Here is a 17,358-nt window from a genome sequence, read left to right as displayed (position 1 = left end):
GTCACTTTGAAAGATGAATCCGTCACCCTGAAGTCAATCCGTCATTTTGGAGGTATTATCCGTCGCCCAGGCAGAACAATCCGTCGCTCTGCCGTTTCAATCCGTCGTCCTGACGTCTATCCGTCATTTTGGAGGTACAATTCCGTCGTTCAGGCAGAACAATCCGTCGATCTGTCGGTCCTATCCGTCACTTTGAAAGATGAATCCGTCACCCTGAAGTCAATCCGTCATTTTGGAGGTACAATCCGTCGCTCAGGCAGAACAATCCGTCGATCTGTCGGTCCTATCCGTCACTTTGAAAGATCAATCCGTCGCCCTGAAGTCAATCCGTCATTTTGGAGGAATAATCCGTCGCCCTGAAGTCAATCCGTCATTTTGGAGGAATAATCCGTCGCCCTGAAGTCAATCCGTCATTTTGGAGGTATTATCCGTCGCTCAGGCAGAACAATCCGTCGTTCTGTCGATTCAATCCGTCGCCCTGAAGTCAATCCGTCATTTCGGAGCTCCAATCCGTCGCTTAGGCAGAGCAATCCGTCGTTCTGTCGTTTCCATCCGTCACTTTGACAGAACAATCCCTCGCCCTGAAGTCAATCCGTCATTTTGGAGGTACAATCCGTCGCTCAGGCAGAACAATCCGTCGATCTGTCGGTCCTATCCGTCACTTTGAAAGATCAATCCGTCGCCCTGAAGTCAATCCGTCATTTTGGAGGTCCAATCCGTCGCTCAGGCAGATCAATCCGTCGTTCTGTCGATTCAATCCGTCACTTTGACAGGTCAATCCGTCGCCCTGAAGTCAATCCGTCATTTCGGAGGAACAATCCGTCGTTCAGCCGTTTCAATCCGTCACTTTGAAAGATCAATCCGTCGCCCTGGAGTCAATCCGTCATTTTGGAGGTCCAATCCGTCACTCAGGCAGATCCATCCGTCGTTCTGTCGATTCAATCCGTCACTTTGACAGAACAATCCGTCGCCCTGAAGTCAATCCGTCATTTCGGAGGTCCAATCCGTTGCTCAGGCAGAACAATCCGTCGTTCTGTCGATTCAATCCGTCGCCCTGAAGTCAATCCGTCATTTTGGAGGTACAATCCGTCGCCCTGAAGTCAATCCATCATTTCGGAGGTACTTTCAGCTGCATCCAGTCGTAACGGAAATCAACCCCTCATTTTGTCAAAGAACCATACTTTATTTAATAGGACACCTTAAATTCTTTCTATATTTCAACAAAACACTAAAATTTGTAAATTTAACACATTTCCATAAGCAGTCATATCCACTGAAAGAAGTTTTAATCGGGTCACGATTCAATAGATATGTTATAGTAATGTTTTCAATAGGATGAAAGACAGTCGTTTTTTCTAGCGAAACTGCATTTTGGCACGTCAGGCGCAATAAAAAATGTTATGATAGTTGTAGTTTTGTGAAAAACTTGATTTTAGTAAAGGAGCCGTAAAAATGTCATCTGCTTCTTATTTAACTGTAAAAGCATTAACGAAATATATTAAACGAAAATTTGATGCTGATCCGCATTTACGTGAAGTCTACGTAAAGGGAGAACTTTCGAATGTCAAGATTCATCAATCAGGGCATATCTACTTTACTTTAAAGGATGATGGAGCGCGAATTGCGGCTACAATGTTTAAAACGGCAGCTACGAAATTAGCGTTTGAACCGAAGGAAGGTATGCAAGTTTTTATCCGTGGAGATGTAAACGTTTACGAAGGCTATGGTACATATCAGTTATATGTACAGGAAATGCAACCAGATGGAATTGGTAGCTTGTTCGTTGCCTTTAACCAGCTGAAAGAGCAGTTACAAAAAGAAGGGCTTTTTAAACCAGAATGGAAACAACCGATTCCTAGGTTTCCTGAAAAAATTGGCGTGTTAACATCAACAACAGGAGCAGCCATTCGAGATATTTGTACAACGTTAAAGCGTCGATATCCACTAGCTGAAGTATTCATTTATCCAACACTTGTACAGGGAGCACAAGCTGCGCCAAATATCGTTCACAATATTGAACGAGCAAATATTGATGCTAATTGTGATGTTCTGATCGTTGGGCGAGGCGGTGGATCGATAGAAGATTTATGGGCTTTTAACGAGGAAATGGTCGCACGAGCGATTTTTGGAAGTCGCATCCCCATTATTAGTGCAGTAGGTCATGAAACCGATACGACTATAGCGGATTATGTAGCTGATTTGCGCGCGCCGACACCAACGGCAGCAGCTGAAATGGCTGTACCTGATCAACAGGATTTATTTCAGCGTGTACTGACACAAAAATCGCAGCTCCATCAAATAGTTAGGGCGCAACTTATATCAGAACGGCAGCGTCTAAATAAACTCCAACAGTCTTATCCGTTGTCGATGCCAGAACGTCTATATCGTCCATTTACGGAAAAGCTAGCACAGCTTGAGTCGGGATTACAAAAAGCGATGCAGGTCGATTTGATGAAGAAAACCGCAAAGCTCCAACAATTACATAGTGCGGTGGAGCAACATTCACCGAAAAAGGCACTAACTTTCTATCAACGGGAGCTAGAAACACGCATCCAACAATTAACACGTGCTTCAACACATTATGTGACGAAACAAAAACAACAATTTGAAGCAACTGTCAGAACTTTAGAAGCATTGAATCCACTTGCCATTTTAACAAGGGGCTTTACGGTAGCTTATAAAGATCATCAAATGTTAAAATCATCCGCTGATGTAAAGCCGGATGATCAATTAACACTTTCCTTCCATGATGGAAAGGTTATTGCTGATGTGGTAAAGATTTTGCCAAATAATGAGGGGGAATAATTGTGGCAGAGAAACAACAAACATTCGCAGAAGCCATGACGGCACTTGAGGAAATTGTCCGCCAGTTAGAGCAAGGTGATGTGCCATTGGAAAATGCGATTGATTTATATAAACAAGGAATGGAGCTATCACAATTTTGCCATAGCAAGCTACAGCATGCTGAGGAGCAGTTAATTTCTATTGTCCAAGAGACAGGTGAGACGACAGCATTTGATCCACTAAAGGGAGAGAACTAAGAAATGAACGAGCAATTAAAACATTTTATTGAAAGCAACATACCACAAGTTGAAGCTGAAATGTTTGCACTTGTTGAAAAAATTGATGCACCAGCTGATTTAAAAGAGTCGATGCTGTATTCATTAAAAGCTGGAGGAAAACGTATTCGTCCTCTTTTCGTATTGGCCGTACTTGAGCCATATAAGAAAAATTTGAAGGAAGGGTTAACGGTAGGATCAGTCATTGAAATGATTCATACGTATTCGTTAATCCATGATGATCTACCAAGCATGGATAATGATGATTTCCGTAGAGGTAAGCCGACAAATCATAAAGTATATGGAGAAGCATTAGCGACACTTGCAGGTGATGCATTGAATACACTTGCGTTTGGCATTTTAGCACGCATGGATCTGTCAGCTGAGAAACGTATTGAGCTTGTCAACCTTTTAAGCGAAGCAGCCGGTGCAGAAGGTATGGTTGGTGGTCAAGTACTCGATATGGAAGGTGAAAAGCGTCAGCTAAACTTGCCTGAGCTTGAGCATGTCCATGTCAATAAAACGGGCGCTTTATTAAGATTTAGTATTGAAGCTGGAGCTGTATTAGCTGATGTAAATCAAGAAGAGCGCACAATTTTAACGGAATATGCGCATCATATCGGTCTTGCCTTCCAAATTCAAGACGATATTTTAGATATTGAGGGAACTACAGAAGAACTAGGTAAAACGGCAGGTAAGGATGTAGCAAGTGATAAAAGTACATACCCAGCCCTGTTATCTTTAGATGGGGCAAAAGAAAAGCTTGCTGAGCATTATCAGCATGCCATTAACGCACTAGAGAAATTGCCAGTAGATGTCAGCTTATTACGTGAGTTTGCTGCCTATATTGTTCATCGTAAAAACTAAGAGAAAATCAAGGCGTTAAAGGTAAAGAATATGCTAGAATAGGTGAGGACGTTTGCCGATGTGCAAACAGTAAAGTGTTCGTACTTTTAGCATATTGATAACACTGTTATAATGGTGGAAACACAATTACGGTGAATAATTTATTGAAAAGGTGTGTGAGAAAGGTGGATTTAAATAAAATATCTAGTCCAGCCTTTTTAAAAAACTTAGATAAGAAGGGGCTTGAGCAACTTGCACAAGACATTCGTACCTTCTTAATCGAACAATGTTCTGTCACAGGTGGTCATATCGGGCCGAACCTAGGTGTTGTGGAGCTAACGATTATGCTTCATAAAATGTTTGACAGTCCTAAAGATAAGTTTTTATGGGATGTTGGCCACCAAGCTTACGTGCATAAAATTTTGACAGGTCGTGCGAGTCAATTTGACACATTACGTCAGTTTAATGGGCTTTGTGGTTTTCCAAAGCTTGTGGAGAGTGAACATGATGAGTGGGAAACAGGTCATAGCTCGACATCTTTGTCAGGAGCCATGGGTATGGCTGCAGCACGTGATATTAAAAATGAAAAGAATTTTGTGATACCAATTATTGGAGATGGGGCGTTAACTGGCGGTATGGCACTTGAGGCATTAAACCATATTGGCCATGCCAAAACAAATATGATTGTCATTTTAAATGATAATGAAATGTCAATCGCTCCAAACGTCGGAGCGTTACACAGTGTACTAGGACGTCTTCGTACAGCTAAGGAATATTCAAAAGCAAAAGAAGAACTGGAATCCCTTATTAATAAGATTCCTTTGCTAGGTGGTAAGCTTGCTTCAACTGCTGAGCGCTTAAAAGATAGCCTAAAATATTTAGTAGTATCAGGTGTGTTCTTTGAGGAGCTAGGCTTTAAATATCTAGGACCGATTGACGGACATGATTTCGATGCTCTTGAGGCTTCATTATTACAAGCTAAAAAAGTAAAAGGACCAGTACTCGTTCATGTTATTACGAAAAAAGGCAAAGGCTATAAACCTGCTGAAGATGATACAATTGGTAATTGGCATGGGACTGGCCCTTATAAAATTGAAAACGGTGCCTTTGTAAAGTCAGAGGTGAAAGGTCCAGCATGGAGTAGTTTGATTGCTGAGACTGTCCGCAAAATGGCCCATGAGGATAAACGAGTAGTCACAATAACTCCTGCAATGCCAGTGGGCTCGAAATTACAAGGAATTCAAAAGGATTTCCCAGAACGTTTCTTTGATGTAGGGATTGCTGAACAACATGCAGCAACGATGGCGGCAGGTCTAGCAACACAAAAAATGAAGCCATTTTTAGCCATTTATTCAACGTTCCTACAACGTGCTTATGACCAAGTACTACATGATATCGCGCGTCCAAATCTGAATGTTTTTATTGGGATTGACCGTGCCGGCTTAGTTGGCGCAGACGGAGAAACACATCAAGGTGTATTTGATATTGCTTTCCTTCGTCATATGCCAAATATGACAATTATGATGCCAAAGGATGAAAATGAAGGTCAGCATATGGTAAAAACAGCTATTGAATATGATGGCGGTCCAATTGCGTTGCGTTATCCACGAGGTAATGGGTTAGGCGTTCCATTAGATGCTGAGCTAAAAACTTTACCGATTGGTAGCTGGGAAGTGTTACGTGAAGGTAAGGATGCAACGATTTTAACTTTTGGTACAACGATTCCAATGGCAATGGAAGCAGCTAACACTCTAGCACAGCAAGGCGTAGAGATAGAAGTAGTCAATGCTCGTTTCATTAAACCAATGGATAAGGATATGCTTCACCGTATATTATCAAGCCGTAAACCAATATTGACGATTGAAGAGGCAGTTCTTCAAGGTGGCTTTGGTAGCGGGGTATTAGAGTTTGCGCATGATCATGGCTATTTAAGTGCACTGATTGATCGTATGGGTATCCCAGATCAATTTATCGAGCATGGAAATGTAGATCAGCTACTCGCTGAAATTCATATGACGGCTGAGGATACAGTGGCACGTATGCATGTGTTACTTCAACAAAAACAGCAAGTAGGTTTGAATAAATAATGACAAAACATCCAAAAGAACGTGTAGACATTTTACTTGTAGAGCGTGGGCTATGTGAAACGCGTGAAAAAGCAAAGCGCTCTATTATGGCAGGGCTTGTATTTTCTAATGAAACTCGCATCGATAAGGCGGGGGAGAAAATAGCAATAGATGCACCACTGCAAGTAAAAGGCTCTGATATAAAATATGTTAGTCGTGGTGGCTTAAAGCTAGAAAAAGCACTACAAATTTTTGATATGTCTGTAGAAGGGAAGCTGATGCTTGATATCGGCTCCTCTACAGGCGGTTTTACAGACTGCGCCTTACAGCATGGCGCAAGACACTGCTATGCATTAGATGTTGGCTCCAACCAACTAGCTTGGAAAATTCGCTCTGATGATCGTGTAACTGTCATGGAAAAAACAAATTTCCGTTATACAGTAGCGGCAGATTTAACAGAGGGCTTACCAGACTTTGCAACAATTGATGTCAGCTTTATTTCATTATCGCTTATTTTACCTGTCTTAAAAACACTGTTAATGCCAGGTGGCAATGTAATGGCACTAGTGAAGCCTCAGTTTGAAGCTGGGAAAGAGAATGTCGGTAAAAAAGGCATTGTTCGCGATAAAAAAGTACATTTAGAAGTTTTAGAAAAGACAGCTGCAATGGCGACAGGGGTTGGCTTTGTCGTGAAGGATGCTTCGTTTTCTCCAATTACAGGAGGCGAGGGGAATATTGAATTTTTATTCCATTTAGTGAATCCTCTTGATCATGAAGAAATTCCTGCATATACAGCTTTTAATGCACTCGTTGAAGAAGCGCATAGTGCACTAAAATAACACGTGCTCGTCTACAGAGCCGTGTTTTTTCTTGTGCTTTTCTGTTTAAAATGGTAGTGTAAATATACAAATAACTAACTATTTATAAGAGGTGACCAACATGAATAAAGGACAAAGACATATACGAATTCGGGATATTATTGCCAATCATGAAATTGAAACACAAGATGATTTAGTCGATTTTTTAAAAGATGCAGGCTATAATGTGACACAAGCAACAGTATCGCGAGATATAAAAGAACTTCATCTTGTGAAAGTGCCATTACAAGATGGACGCTATAAATATAGTTTACCGGCAGATCAACGTTTCAATCCTGTACAAAAATTACATCGTGCATTGGCTGATGCTTTTGTCAGCATTGATGGTGCATCTCACTTTTTAGTAATGAAGGCTCTTCCTGGTAATGCCAATGCTATTGCATCACTGCTTGACCATTTAGATTGGCCTGAAATATTAGGTACTATTTCTGGAGACGATACAATTTTAATTATTTGTCGAGACGAAAATGAGCGTGAAAATACAAAAAATCGCTTATTAGAAATGCTATAAAATAGCAATGTAATTTGATACAGAGGTGACATTTTGTGTTAAGAGAGCTTAGTATTCGAAACTTTGCCATCATTGAGGATTTAACAGTTAGCTTTTCAGGTGGTTTAACTGTTTTAACAGGTGAAACAGGTGCAGGAAAATCAATTATTATTGATGCAGTGCATTTACTTGCTGGCGGCCGAGGGAATTCTGAATTTATTCGTCATGGAGCTAAAAAGGCTGAATTAGGTGGTTTATTTCAAATTTCAAGTTCTGGGCATCCTGTTCATAAGAAACTTGAAGAGGCAGGCATTGAAATTGAAGAAGATACCATTATTTTACGTCGTGATTTAAATGATTCTGGAAAAAGTATTTGTCGAGTAAACGGTAAACTTGTGCCATTGTCTGTACTTCGTGATATTGGGGCTAGCCTCATCGATATTCATGGACAGCATGAAAATCAAGAACTTATGGATGAGAAACAGCATATCCATCTGCTTGACCACTTTGCTGAGGAACAACTTACATCAATTCAAGATTTGTACAGTTCCCAGTATGATGAATATCGTTCGCTTAAAAAAGAATTAGCTTCGATTTCGATTGATGAACAGTTAATGGCGCAGCGTATTGATTTGTACCAATTCCAAATGAAAGAGCTAGAAGATGCCAAATTAAAGCTTGGCGAGGAAGATGAGCTTCTTGATGAACGTCGCCGTCTTATGAATTTTAATAAGATTTTCGAACGTTCCAGTGCAGCATATGAAGCTATTCAAGGTGAATCAAAAGGCCTTGACTGGATTGGCAATGCAATGGGTGCCTTAGAGGATGCTGCGACCGTTGACGAGCAATTTAAAGAGGCTTCGGAATCTGTCACCACTGCATTTTATGCGTTACAGGATGCAGCTTACCAGGTCAAAAATGTGTTAGACGAATTAGAATTTGATCCTGCTCGTTTAAATGAGGTGGAGCAACGTTTAGCCTTATTACAAAATTTGAAGCGCAAATATGGCTCAACAATCGAAGAGATATTAGCGTATTACGATAAAATTAAAACAGAGCTAAATGAGCTCTTAAATCGCGATGAAATTTTGCAAGTAAAAGAGCAAAAAGTACTGAAAATGGAAGCGGTACTAAATGAGCTTGCTGCAGAACTTTCGACTGTACGAAAAGCTGCTGCACATAATTTAAGTGAGGCTATTATGGCTGAACTACGTGAATTACATATGGAAAAAGCAAAATTTATTGTTAATTTTGATGAATTGCCTTATTTTGATGCGAATGGTAAAGACCAAGTAATTTTCTATATTTCTACGAATGTAGGGGAGCCACCAAAATCTTTACCAAAAATTGCTTCTGGTGGAGAATTATCGCGTATGATGCTTGCACTAAAGACGATTTTCTCTTCCTCTAATGGCATAACATCTATTATTTTTGATGAGGTGGATACAGGTGTAAGCGGTCGTGTAGCGCAAGCAATCGCAGAAAAAATTGCAGCTATATCCATTAACTCTCAAGTTTTGTGTATTTCGCATTTACCACAAGTGGCTGCAATGGCCGATCATCATTATTTTATTAAAAAAGAAGTCGAGCATGATCGAACATTTACGTCATTGCTGGAAATTGATACAAATGCTCGTATTGAAGAAGTGAGTCGCATGATGTCAGGAGCAGAAATTACAGATTTAACATTGCAGCATGCTACAGAGCTCTTAAAAATGGCGGATGAACGAAAAAAACAAATGAGATAACAATGAAAACCAGAAACAGCTCCGTTGTTTTTGGTTTTTTTCTTTTTGCACAAATATTTACCGCTTATAAGAATGCCACAACAACACATAGTAAAAAGACAAAAATAAAAAGGAGGTGTCGTATGTATCGTCGTTGGCGTCAATTTGTCATTTTGCCTATGCTCATCGTTTTATTGTTTATGCCCGTAAAGGCTTTTGCCGCAAAAAAGCTTATTCCGATGGGCGAAGCAATAGGAATTCAACTTCAGTTATCACATGTTTTCGTAGCGCATGATGTGCTATTAGCTTCCAATCAATGGATGAAAGGAGGCGCTGTTATTGAAAAAATAAATGATATTTCTGTAAAAACGCTTGCGGATGCCAAAAAGGCTATTGCTAAGCAGGAACAACAGAAATGGACGATAAAAAGTGAAGGAAAAGAAATAACGCTGGAGTTACAGGAGCAAGAAGCTGAACATGTTATTTCATTTTTAAAAGATGAAACAGATGGAGTAGGAACATTGACATACATTGATCCAGAGACAAAAAATTACGGTGCATTAGGCCATCAAATCGTTGATTCTACCTTACAAGAAGCCCCTGTTTTCCATGCTGGCTCCATTTTTTTAGCTTCGATTCAACAAATTCGTAAAAGCATACCTGGCCAACCGGGCTATAAAATATCCTCCATTGAAAAACATCAGGAACGATTAGGGAGTATAGATAAAAATACAGTTTATGGAATTTTCGGTCGTTGGGAAGAGGGTTATCAACAAAGATTACCTAAAGCAATTGAAATTATGCATGAAAAGGATATAAAAACAGGAAAAGCCGAAATCTACACTGCGATAGAGGGCAGCAAGGTGGAAACTTTTTCGATTGAAATTACAAAGGTCGAAAATGAACGCCTTGAATTTATAGTATCTGACGAAAAGCTCATTAAAAAAACAGGTGGTATTTTGCAGGGAATGAGTGGCAGTCCTATCATTCAAGACGGTCGTTTTGTAGGTGCAGTTACACATATGTTTGTGGAGGAGCCTAAAAAAGGAGCAGCCATAACAGTAGCGGAAATGTTAAAAAAATCATCATCATGAAAGAATGGAGCTACCTATGGTGGCTCCATTCTTTCATGGAAGTGCTATTCCTCAAACGGTTTTTGGAGCGTCAGCCTCAGAAGAAGCCCATCTCAGAAGGTGGTGAGAAAATAGATTATCTTGCTCTTTCTCCAAGTATTTCGTTTATTTATGAAGGGATTAGCGATTCTTTAAGAAAACTGTAGTTATATCTCAATTTTTTCACTAAAATAATTAGTATAAGCATTTTGATAATCTGCTGGTAATTTATCATAAATTGTCGATAAAAAAAGAAAGTATCGGACTACATACTCATTTTTGGAAATAGAAAAGGTTTTTGAAACAAAAATGTCGAAAATTCCACAGTGTGCTAAAAAACGCATAAGGGGTAGTGTAACGCTTTGGGGATTCAAAGCATAGTTCAGAAGGAGGAATTGAAATGACAAAGGTAAAAGTAGCGATTGCTGATGATAATCGTGAGCTATAAAAAACGATGGAGCAGTATTTTCAAGGGCATCCTGAAATTGAAATAATTGCAACTGCTTCAAATGGGAAAGTTTGTTTACAAATGCTGGAGGAATTTACGCCAGATATTTTACTTCTAGATATAATTATGCCGCATCTTGATGGGTTAGCTGTTTTAGAGTCGATGTATCAAAATGAGCAAATGTCATCCATTCAAGTGATAATGTTAACTGCTTTTGGTCAAGAAGACGTCATGAAACAGGCAGTAGATTTAGGTGCGTCCTATTTTATGCTTAAGCCATTTGAATTTGATCAATTGGTTCAAAAGATTTTAAACTGCGCAGGACAGAAGGCAACACTGCCTAAAAAGACAAGTGTTTTACAACCGGCAGCACCTCAAAAATTAAATCAACATCAATTAGATAGTACGATCACAGCCATTATTAAGGAAATCGGCGTTCCTGCACATATTAAAGGATACTCTTATCTAAGAGAGGCTATTCAGATGGTCTTCGAAGATATCGAGTTATTAGGCTCTGTGACGAAAATTTTATATCCAGAAATCGCTAAAAAATTCAATACAACTCCATCACGAGTTGAACGCGCGATTCGTCATGCCATTGAGGTCGCATGGAATCGTGGCAATTATGAATCGATTTCGTCGATGTTTGGTTATACAGTACATCATTTAAAGTCGAAGCCGACAAATAGTGAATTTATCGCTATGATTGCAGACAAGATTCGCATCGACATGATGGCTAGTTAAACGTTAGAGCCACAAGGGATTACAGGACTTATTTAGAGAGAATTCATAGAATTTATACCGACTAACTACAGCATTCATATAACTAATGTTAATTAATTGAATTAAACTATGAAACACATTCATTTAGGGGGAAAATCCCGTTCATGGAGGTGTTTTTTTTTATGACTGATTTCGATATTGAAATAGACCGTTTTATGCTTGATTGTTTTTTATGATTAAGTTGATTTTTAACTTTCCTTTATATAGCCATTAGTTTCATTAACCCATCTGTCATAGTTTTGCAAGGTAACACCTGCATAAATATATTTAGCCAAATTTAATTGTAAAACACCTTTATTTATTTTCTGGAGAGCCATTAGCGCAGCGATGGGCGTGTAAGAAATAAATGATTTTTATTCTGGATGCTTTGCTTCAGGGTTTTTGTTTGGTTTGTATTACAAGTGATAATTAGCATCTTTTCAAGATGATAGGCCTTGTTTGGATTGACCTTTAAATATAGTTTTTTTATAAATCTTTTCAAGAAGAAAAACGAGCCTGTGAGTGCTGATATTGAAGCAGAGGAAGCATATTTACACAGGTTGTCTAAATGGAGCTATATAGCTAAGTGTGAAGCTTTAGAGAGGTTAAAGGGAGCATAGCAAAAGGACTTGTATGTATTGAGTTGTCCTCATACGCACAAGTCCTATCTTGATGAATGTATTAAAAATGTTATAGATTATGAGATGTTAAAATAGTCCCTCTTATATCGATTATTTGAAATATTTTTCATAACAGACACACTGATGTTTGCGGGTGATATCATTGAATTGTTCAATATCATTGCCAACATAATGAGCGAATGTCGAAACAGGAAATAAATTTGAAACTTTCGTTGAGATTCTATTATTCATTTCATTTCCTTCAAAATAAAGATGATAATATGATTCGACTTGATTGAACTCCATTTTTTTATACCATTTTTGTACCCAATTATCATCACGAGTCCATGCTTCAAAGCGATTTAGACTTATTTCAATCGCTCGTTTTTCAGCAACTTTTAATAAATTTTCACCTATACCTTTTCGTGCATAATCGGGATGTACAGCTATATGCCAAATCATACCACCTAAACCATTTCCTCTTGAACAAACTGTACCTTCTTCTACTTCGTATTCAACATCAATTAAACCAACAATTATTCCATCTATTTCAGCTACTAACTCAATGGAAGGGTGTTCATAGACTTCTTTTTTATTTAGCACATTGTCATAATAAGCCGTATTTAGAAAAGCAAGAACTCTACAGCGTAACCAACCTTGCTCATCTTCATTTTTATAGTTTCTAATTAACACTTTACAACTTACCTCCATTTAAATCTGCACGTTTCCTAAGTGACTGAAAATTCTATCTATAAAGAAATCATAACATATTGAAGGTTAAGTTGGTAGATAAATGGTAAATGCGAAATCTTAGAGAAGTGTTAAAAGCGACTATAACACCTGTGAGCGTTGAGAGTGAAGCGGGGAAATCATTCACACAGGTTGTGTAATCGTTGCTGTCACGCAATCTATGAAGCTACGGGAGCGATTGAGGAAGCATGCAAAAGGACTTGCGTATATGGGATTTAATCATAAACGCAAGTCCTGTTCTTATTAAAACCAAAGCATCCGATTGTGGTATAAATTACACATTTATTTTTTTACTAGAAATTCCAATTATAGTACCTATCCATGTTCCTAATAGGACGCTAATCGCAACGAATCCCAGTCCCATACCTTCCCATCCACCAACAACAAAAATACTGTATAAGACTAAGCCGAAACAAATGAAGCTAAATACTAACGAAACTGTATATAAGGTTTTTCGTGATACCTTACGAGATATGAAGTAAATCCCAACAAGAAATATAGCCCCCAGAAGTAATATGGGTGTCCATCCATCTAGCATAAATGCATTCAATTTTTTCAACTCCTTAATCACTTTGTCTTATTATTTGCATCGTTAATTGAATAACTGAACAATCAGTTGTTTGTTAAAGTGTACCACATTTAACATTCGAAGAAACAAAAAGGACTTTAAGCTAACGGTGTGAAAGTAATGAAATTCGCTCAGGTTGTTGAAGTTTTTAATAAGGAGGAGTGATTAATATGTCGAAAAAGAATTTACTCCCAATGAAATTTAATTTGGGCGAAAAAGTCCTATTCACATTCAATGGCAATGAACTGGTTGGAATAGTTGAAATTGCAGACTTTGGCGGTTCGTTTGAACATGATTACCATTCGTATGATATTTTCGTAGCTGAGGACAATTGTTTGTATAAACATATTCCTGAAGAAGTTTGTAGAATTGCTTACTTCTAAGGAGATTGAACAGCGCACAGCGTAATCGAGTGACTAACTATTCATATGTTCATTTCTCGATTCGCCTAAGAGTACTGTTCAGAACTTGGATGACAGCAGATAGAGCCAAGCCACACATACGCAAGTTCAGCACATGAGGCTTTCACAATGCCATAAAAGATTTGACCGCCTTAATGGAACATCATGAAAGCCATGCTGACCATTCGTTTGATGGTTTGTGAAGTTAAGTTATGACATTGAACGCAAAGTACATTCCAATTAGGATAGCTAATGTAATAAAAGGTTTGAAAACCCACTGTGGGGCTTTAATAATTTTCAAAACCGTCCCTATAGCAACACCTGCTACAAGCATGATTATTAGAATAAGAGCTAATTGAATTGCCATGTTATTTATAACTGAATTATCTATAAAAAAATCCATTCTCTATTTCCACCTTCTTTACATGTAATTGTAAATGAAGAAGCAAGTGATAGCATTAATGGATTTTTGATATTAGTAGGATTTGTGCAACTTAATCGTTTGAGCGTCACTCATAGCGAGACGATTAGGTCTAAACCATTTTAAGTTTGAGTTAGATTACAACAACAATAGCAAGCTTACAGAGCCATTTAACGAGCTTGTAAGAGTTGATAGATTTTGCTTGGGCTTGTTTCAATGGACTTTAGGAAGCTTACCTATTTCACAAAAAAGTAAAAATCCAACAATCACTATTTACAAACTTTTCACCGAATTAAAATTAAACAATATATGTTGGAGCTATCATTTATCGCTCAAAAATGTTAAATGGAGGAAAAATTTACTATTACCCCTATCTCAAATATTGGGTTTATGATAACATATATCTGAATCTTTTAACTTTGGAAAATATGAAAGGAAGTGTAATAATCAGATATGAAAAAGATATTTAAACCATTGATTAGTGTTATTGTCGTAGGTGCCCTCTCTCTAACTATAAATATAGATAAAAATGTATTAGCTAATGATATTGCAAATACATGTAAATATGATGCGGCATCGAAGGTCAATCCTGACAATTCCACAATGAACTGTTTGTTAACCGAAACAGCACTGAGTTATAATGTTCCTCCTGAAATTGTGAAGGCAATAGCGGAAGGTGAAAGTGGAAATTGGCGTCATTTCGATATTAATGGGGAAGCGATTGTGACAGCTGATAATGGAATTGGCATTATGCAACTTACAAATCAAGCTGGCTACAATCAAGATAGACTAAAAAGCGATATTGTCTATAATATTCAAGCTGGTGTAAAGACTCTAGATGATATGTTTAAGCGGAAGGATTTGCCTAGCATCAACGGTGGGGAAAGAGATATATTGGAACATTGGTACTTCGCTATCATGGCTTATAACGGTACTAAGCCAGTAAATAGTCCATTTGTCCAAGCAACTGGTGAAAGAAATGCAAAAGCCTATCAAGAAAGAATTCTCAGAATTATTGAGAATTTGGAATTAATAGACTTAACAGAGCTGCCTTTTACACACGAACATTTTCAATATGACTCTAACAGCAGGGAAAATATTAAATTTTCAGCGATGAACTATGATTTTGATTTACCATTAACAAAATCAAAATATTTTTTTAAAACAACTCAAAAAGTTAGTGCAACAACTAATGTAACAGTTAGGACAAGACCTACTAAGGATAGTCCTTCTATGGGTACTTTACGTAAAGGCGAAATTGTTACCATTACGGGTCCTTTTGAATATGAAGCAGTATCAACGAAGAAAAACCATTTTGTTTGGTATCCTGTGAAAAGAAGTGACGGGACAGAGGGGTATGTAGCATCAAGTTATTTAAACTACTCAGCTTCAACACCAACGCCAACACCTCCAGTAACACCGCCAACAACGGGAAACGTTGATGTATCAAAGTTTGCTGATTACAATGCAAACCAATACTGGGCTGAGGATTTTAAGTGGGCAGTCAACATCGGTATCATCAGTGGATACCCAAACGTGAAAAACCCTGCAACAGGTAAATACGAAAACTTGCTGAAACCATACACAAACTTAACAGAAAACCAAATGCTGTCTATATTATTTAGATACTTCAAACCTGATGAACTAGCTTCAACGATAGCTAATACTTCATGGTATGGAGACGTAAACTACCAACTGGCTACAAAATACTCTCTACCAGTTCTAGGTGCAAACACAGCATCCAAACAAGCCATTGCAGGTAAGGATATCACACGGGGTAACTTCGCTCGTATCTTAGCTTCAATGCATTATGGTAAGACTGTATCTCAGTCAGAAGCTATTAAATTCCTTCGTGATAATGGTTTAACAACTACTAAAACAAATGAAGAGTTTAAACCAAATGATTCTCTAGCAAGAGCGCACACAGTGGCATTCTTCCACCGTTACGAACAAATATTCAATAACTAAATTGCTACTTACAACTGAAAAGGTGACTATAAAAGTCATCTTTTCTTTTTTATGTTTAATAAATCCTTTCTTGACACTCCTCGAACCTTTCATAACTAAATTCATTGACACAGATTGCTTGGGAGCTACAAAGTCTTGTGTTAAGCTACTGGAGTGATTGAGAAAGCATAACAAAAGGACTTGCATATATGAGATTCAATCATAAACACAAGTCCTTTTCTTATTGAAGGAAAGCCCCCGTTAGCCATCCATGAAGGCGAGCTAAACGTTGATTTAAATGAATTTATGAAAGTCAGATTAACTTAGAATGATCGTTAAACTTAATAATTATTGCACTTATACTACTACTATTATGTAACGCCTTTTTAGACAGTTTTATGCCGACTGTTTGAGGGGGCGTATTTTTTTTATTTAATTGTTGAATTTGTAGAAAAAAATAGTCGTATATATATAATAAAGGATGAAAAATTGGGGGGATGGAATGGGGTTATTTGATGGATTAATTGGTAATGCAAGCGAAGTAAATTTTGAAAAATTACAGGAAGAAGTTAAAGATTTATTAATACCCAATGAAACTATTAAGAATGCATATAAAATTATAAGGGATATCTTTGTTTTTACGGATAAAAGACTTATCTTAATCGATAAACAAGGAGTAACTGGCAAGAAAACGGAATATCATTCAATTCCATATAAGAATATTCTTCATTTTTCAGTTGAAACTGCGGGAACATTTGATTTAGATGCTGAATTAAAAATTTGGGTTTCAAGTAGTCAGTTACCAATACAGAAAAACTTTAATAAATCGACTAACATCTATAAAGTTCAAAGTGTATTGGCAGAATATGTATTAGGCTAGTTATAGATAATAGCGGTCAACAGTTTACATATAAGCTGTTGATCGTTTTTGTTTCGTATTAATGGGCAATAATATATCTGTTACGGAAAGCGAGCTGTTAGGAACAAGACTTCTACCTGCAGCGAAAGTAAAAAGGGAGATGAACTGCCCGTAAAAGCCCCGGTTGGTGAAGACTAATAATCAGTAGCATGGAGAAACCCCCTTTATTTGGCTAAATATTGGTACTTATCAGGCTCTCCAATTTTTAATACATAGGAATTAATAATCCGTCAAGCGTGTTGATTAGGAAAAAAATAGGTTTATTATTGAGAGGTAAAAGGATTTTTTTGTTACCACTTTGCCAATATATTTCCATTTTAACTGATTGTAGCGTAGGGCTACTC

At 37.8% G+C, this 17,358-nt stretch carries 20 protein-coding genes; 17 read left to right on the top strand and 3 right to left on the bottom strand.

The window, feature by feature from the left end; all coding sequences use genetic code 11:
- The 14 genes from QRN68_RS23300 to spo0A all read left to right on the top strand — a co-directional run.
- Positions 1–360: hypothetical protein (locus QRN68_RS23300; RefSeq protein WP_285399546.1), on the top strand; the 360-nt coding region annotated here is incomplete at its 5' end.
- A 55-nt stretch (positions 361–415) separates the two neighbouring features.
- Positions 416–667, top strand: a complete 252-nt coding sequence (locus QRN68_RS23295; protein ID WP_285399544.1) for a hypothetical protein — start codon at positions 416–418, stop codon at positions 665–667.
- On the top strand, positions 664–852 hold the full coding sequence (locus QRN68_RS23290) for a hypothetical protein (protein ID WP_285399542.1): 189 nt from the start codon (positions 664–666) through the stop codon (positions 850–852). Before QRN68_RS23295 ends, QRN68_RS23290 begins: the two co-directional genes overlap by 4 nt.
- 36 nt (positions 853–888) lie before the next feature.
- On the top strand, positions 889–1,098 hold the full coding sequence (locus tag QRN68_RS23285) for a hypothetical protein (RefSeq protein WP_285399539.1): 210 nt from the start codon (positions 889–891) through the stop codon (positions 1,096–1,098).
- Between the two features lie 354 nt (positions 1,099–1,452).
- A complete protein-coding gene (gene xseA / locus QRN68_RS23280; RefSeq protein ID WP_285399537.1) occupies positions 1,453–2,805 on the top strand; it encodes an exodeoxyribonuclease VII large subunit in 1,353 nt (450 codons plus the stop codon).
- A 2-nt stretch (positions 2,806–2,807) separates the two neighbouring features.
- The gene (xseB, locus tag QRN68_RS23275) at positions 2,808–3,041 is read left to right on the top strand and encodes an exodeoxyribonuclease VII small subunit (RefSeq protein WP_053597070.1); all 234 of its coding nucleotides are present in this window, start codon (positions 2,808–2,810) and stop codon (positions 3,039–3,041) included.
- A gap of 3 nt (positions 3,042–3,044) precedes the next feature.
- Positions 3,045–3,926, top strand: coding sequence for a polyprenyl synthetase family protein (locus QRN68_RS23270; RefSeq protein WP_285399531.1), 882 nt, complete (start codon positions 3,045–3,047; stop codon positions 3,924–3,926).
- Between the two features lie 164 nt (positions 3,927–4,090).
- Entirely contained in the window at positions 4,091–5,992 is a 1,902-nt protein-coding gene (dxs, locus tag QRN68_RS23265; protein ID WP_285399529.1) for a 1-deoxy-D-xylulose-5-phosphate synthase, read from the top strand.
- Positions 5,992–6,810 (top strand): TlyA family RNA methyltransferase, encoded by an 819-nt coding sequence (locus QRN68_RS23260; RefSeq protein ID WP_285399527.1) that lies wholly within the window; start codon positions 5,992–5,994, stop codon positions 6,808–6,810. The genes dxs and QRN68_RS23260 overlap by 1 nt, the downstream gene beginning before the upstream one ends.
- A gap of 100 nt (positions 6,811–6,910) precedes the next feature.
- Positions 6,911–7,360 carry a transcriptional regulator AhrC/ArgR gene (gene ahrC / locus QRN68_RS23255; protein ID WP_285399526.1) on the top strand — a complete coding sequence of 150 codons (450 nt, stop codon included), beginning with the start codon at positions 6,911–6,913 and terminating at the stop codon, positions 7,358–7,360.
- A 35-nt stretch (positions 7,361–7,395) separates the two neighbouring features.
- A complete protein-coding gene (gene recN, locus QRN68_RS23250) occupies positions 7,396–9,087 on the top strand; it encodes a DNA repair protein RecN (protein ID WP_285399525.1) in 1,692 nt (563 codons plus the stop codon).
- Between the two features lie 122 nt (positions 9,088–9,209).
- Positions 9,210–10,160, top strand: a complete 951-nt coding sequence (locus QRN68_RS23245) for a SpoIVB peptidase S55 domain-containing protein (protein WP_285399524.1) — start codon at positions 9,210–9,212, stop codon at positions 10,158–10,160.
- Positions 10,157–10,345, top strand: coding sequence for a hypothetical protein (locus QRN68_RS23240; RefSeq protein WP_285399523.1), 189 nt, complete (start codon positions 10,157–10,159; stop codon positions 10,343–10,345). Before QRN68_RS23245 ends, QRN68_RS23240 begins: the two co-directional genes overlap by 4 nt.
- Positions 10,346–10,632: 287 nt before the next feature.
- Positions 10,633–11,370: a sporulation transcription factor Spo0A gene (gene spo0A / locus QRN68_RS23235; RefSeq protein WP_285399522.1), complete on the top strand. Its 738-nt coding sequence runs from the start codon at positions 10,633–10,635 to the stop codon at positions 11,368–11,370.
- Positions 11,371–12,119: 749 nt separating this feature from the next.
- On the opposite strand, the gene QRN68_RS23230 is transcribed toward spo0A, so the two are convergent.
- Together QRN68_RS23230 and QRN68_RS23225 are read right to left on the bottom strand one after the other, a co-directional pair.
- Complete coding sequence (locus tag QRN68_RS23230) at positions 12,120–12,701, bottom strand: GNAT family N-acetyltransferase (RefSeq protein ID WP_285399521.1); 582 nt, start codon at positions 12,699–12,701, stop codon at positions 12,120–12,122.
- 331 nt (positions 12,702–13,032) lie between these two features.
- The gene (locus QRN68_RS23225; protein ID WP_285399548.1) at positions 13,033–13,296 is read right to left on the bottom strand and encodes a YesK family protein; all 264 of its coding nucleotides are present in this window, start codon (positions 13,294–13,296) and stop codon (positions 13,033–13,035) included.
- A gap of 200 nt (positions 13,297–13,496) precedes the next feature.
- On the opposite strand from QRN68_RS23225, the gene QRN68_RS23220 reads away from it, so the two are divergent.
- On the top strand, positions 13,497–13,709 hold the full coding sequence (locus QRN68_RS23220; RefSeq protein ID WP_285399519.1) for a hypothetical protein: 213 nt from the start codon (positions 13,497–13,499) through the stop codon (positions 13,707–13,709).
- Between the two features lie 223 nt (positions 13,710–13,932).
- Here QRN68_RS23220 and QRN68_RS23215 read toward each other — a convergent pair whose 3' ends face one another.
- Positions 13,933–14,130, bottom strand: coding sequence for a hypothetical protein (locus QRN68_RS23215; protein WP_285399518.1), 198 nt, complete (start codon positions 14,128–14,130; stop codon positions 13,933–13,935).
- Between the two features lie 471 nt (positions 14,131–14,601).
- Between QRN68_RS23215 and QRN68_RS23210 the strand changes: the two genes are divergently transcribed.
- Together QRN68_RS23210 and QRN68_RS23205 are read left to right on the top strand one after the other, a co-directional pair.
- Entirely contained in the window at positions 14,602–16,116 is a 1,515-nt protein-coding gene (locus QRN68_RS23210) for an SH3 domain-containing protein (RefSeq protein WP_285399517.1), read from the top strand.
- A 481-nt stretch (positions 16,117–16,597) separates the two neighbouring features.
- Positions 16,598–16,975, top strand: a complete 378-nt coding sequence (locus tag QRN68_RS23205) for a PH domain-containing protein (RefSeq protein ID WP_285399516.1) — start codon at positions 16,598–16,600, stop codon at positions 16,973–16,975.
- Positions 16,976–17,358 lie beyond the last annotated feature (383 nt).

Source organism: Lysinibacillus sp. fls2-241-R2A-57 (assembly GCF_030209535.1).
GTDB lineage: Bacteria > Bacillota > Bacilli > Bacillales_A > Planococcaceae > Lysinibacillus.
Note: the sequence above shows the minus strand (reverse complement) of the source record. Positions and strands in the feature narration are given on the sequence as shown.

Excerpts from the sequence above, each read along its gene's own strand:
- QRN68_RS23270 (WP_285399531.1), top strand. The coding sequence starts at position 3,045 with ATGAACGAGCAATTAAAACATTTTATTGAAAGCAACATACCACAAGTT.
- ahrC (WP_285399526.1), top strand. The coding sequence starts at position 6,911 with ATGAATAAAGGACAAAGACATATACGAATTCGGGATATTATTGCCAAT.
- spo0A (WP_285399522.1), top strand. The coding sequence starts at position 10,633 with ATGGAGCAGTATTTTCAAGGGCATCCTGAAATTGAAATAATTGCAACT.
- QRN68_RS23225 (WP_285399548.1), bottom strand. The coding sequence starts at position 13,296 with ATGCTAGATGGATGGACACCCATATTACTTCTGGGGGCTATATTTCTT.
- QRN68_RS23245 (WP_285399524.1), top strand. The coding sequence starts at position 9,210 with ATGTATCGTCGTTGGCGTCAATTTGTCATTTTGCCTATGCTCATCGTT.
- QRN68_RS23210 (WP_285399517.1), top strand. The coding sequence starts at position 14,602 with ATGAAAAAGATATTTAAACCATTGATTAGTGTTATTGTCGTAGGTGCC.
- QRN68_RS23240 (WP_285399523.1), top strand. The coding sequence starts at position 10,157 with ATGAAAGAATGGAGCTACCTATGGTGGCTCCATTCTTTCATGGAAGTG.
- xseA (WP_285399537.1), top strand. The coding sequence starts at position 1,453 with ATGTCATCTGCTTCTTATTTAACTGTAAAAGCATTAACGAAATATATT.
- QRN68_RS23215 (WP_285399518.1), bottom strand. The coding sequence starts at position 14,130 with ATGGATTTTTTTATAGATAATTCAGTTATAAATAACATGGCAATTCAA.
- QRN68_RS23260 (WP_285399527.1), top strand. The coding sequence starts at position 5,992 with ATGACAAAACATCCAAAAGAACGTGTAGACATTTTACTTGTAGAGCGT.
- QRN68_RS23205 (WP_285399516.1), top strand. The coding sequence starts at position 16,598 with ATGGGGTTATTTGATGGATTAATTGGTAATGCAAGCGAAGTAAATTTT.
- QRN68_RS23220 (WP_285399519.1), top strand. The coding sequence starts at position 13,497 with ATGTCGAAAAAGAATTTACTCCCAATGAAATTTAATTTGGGCGAAAAA.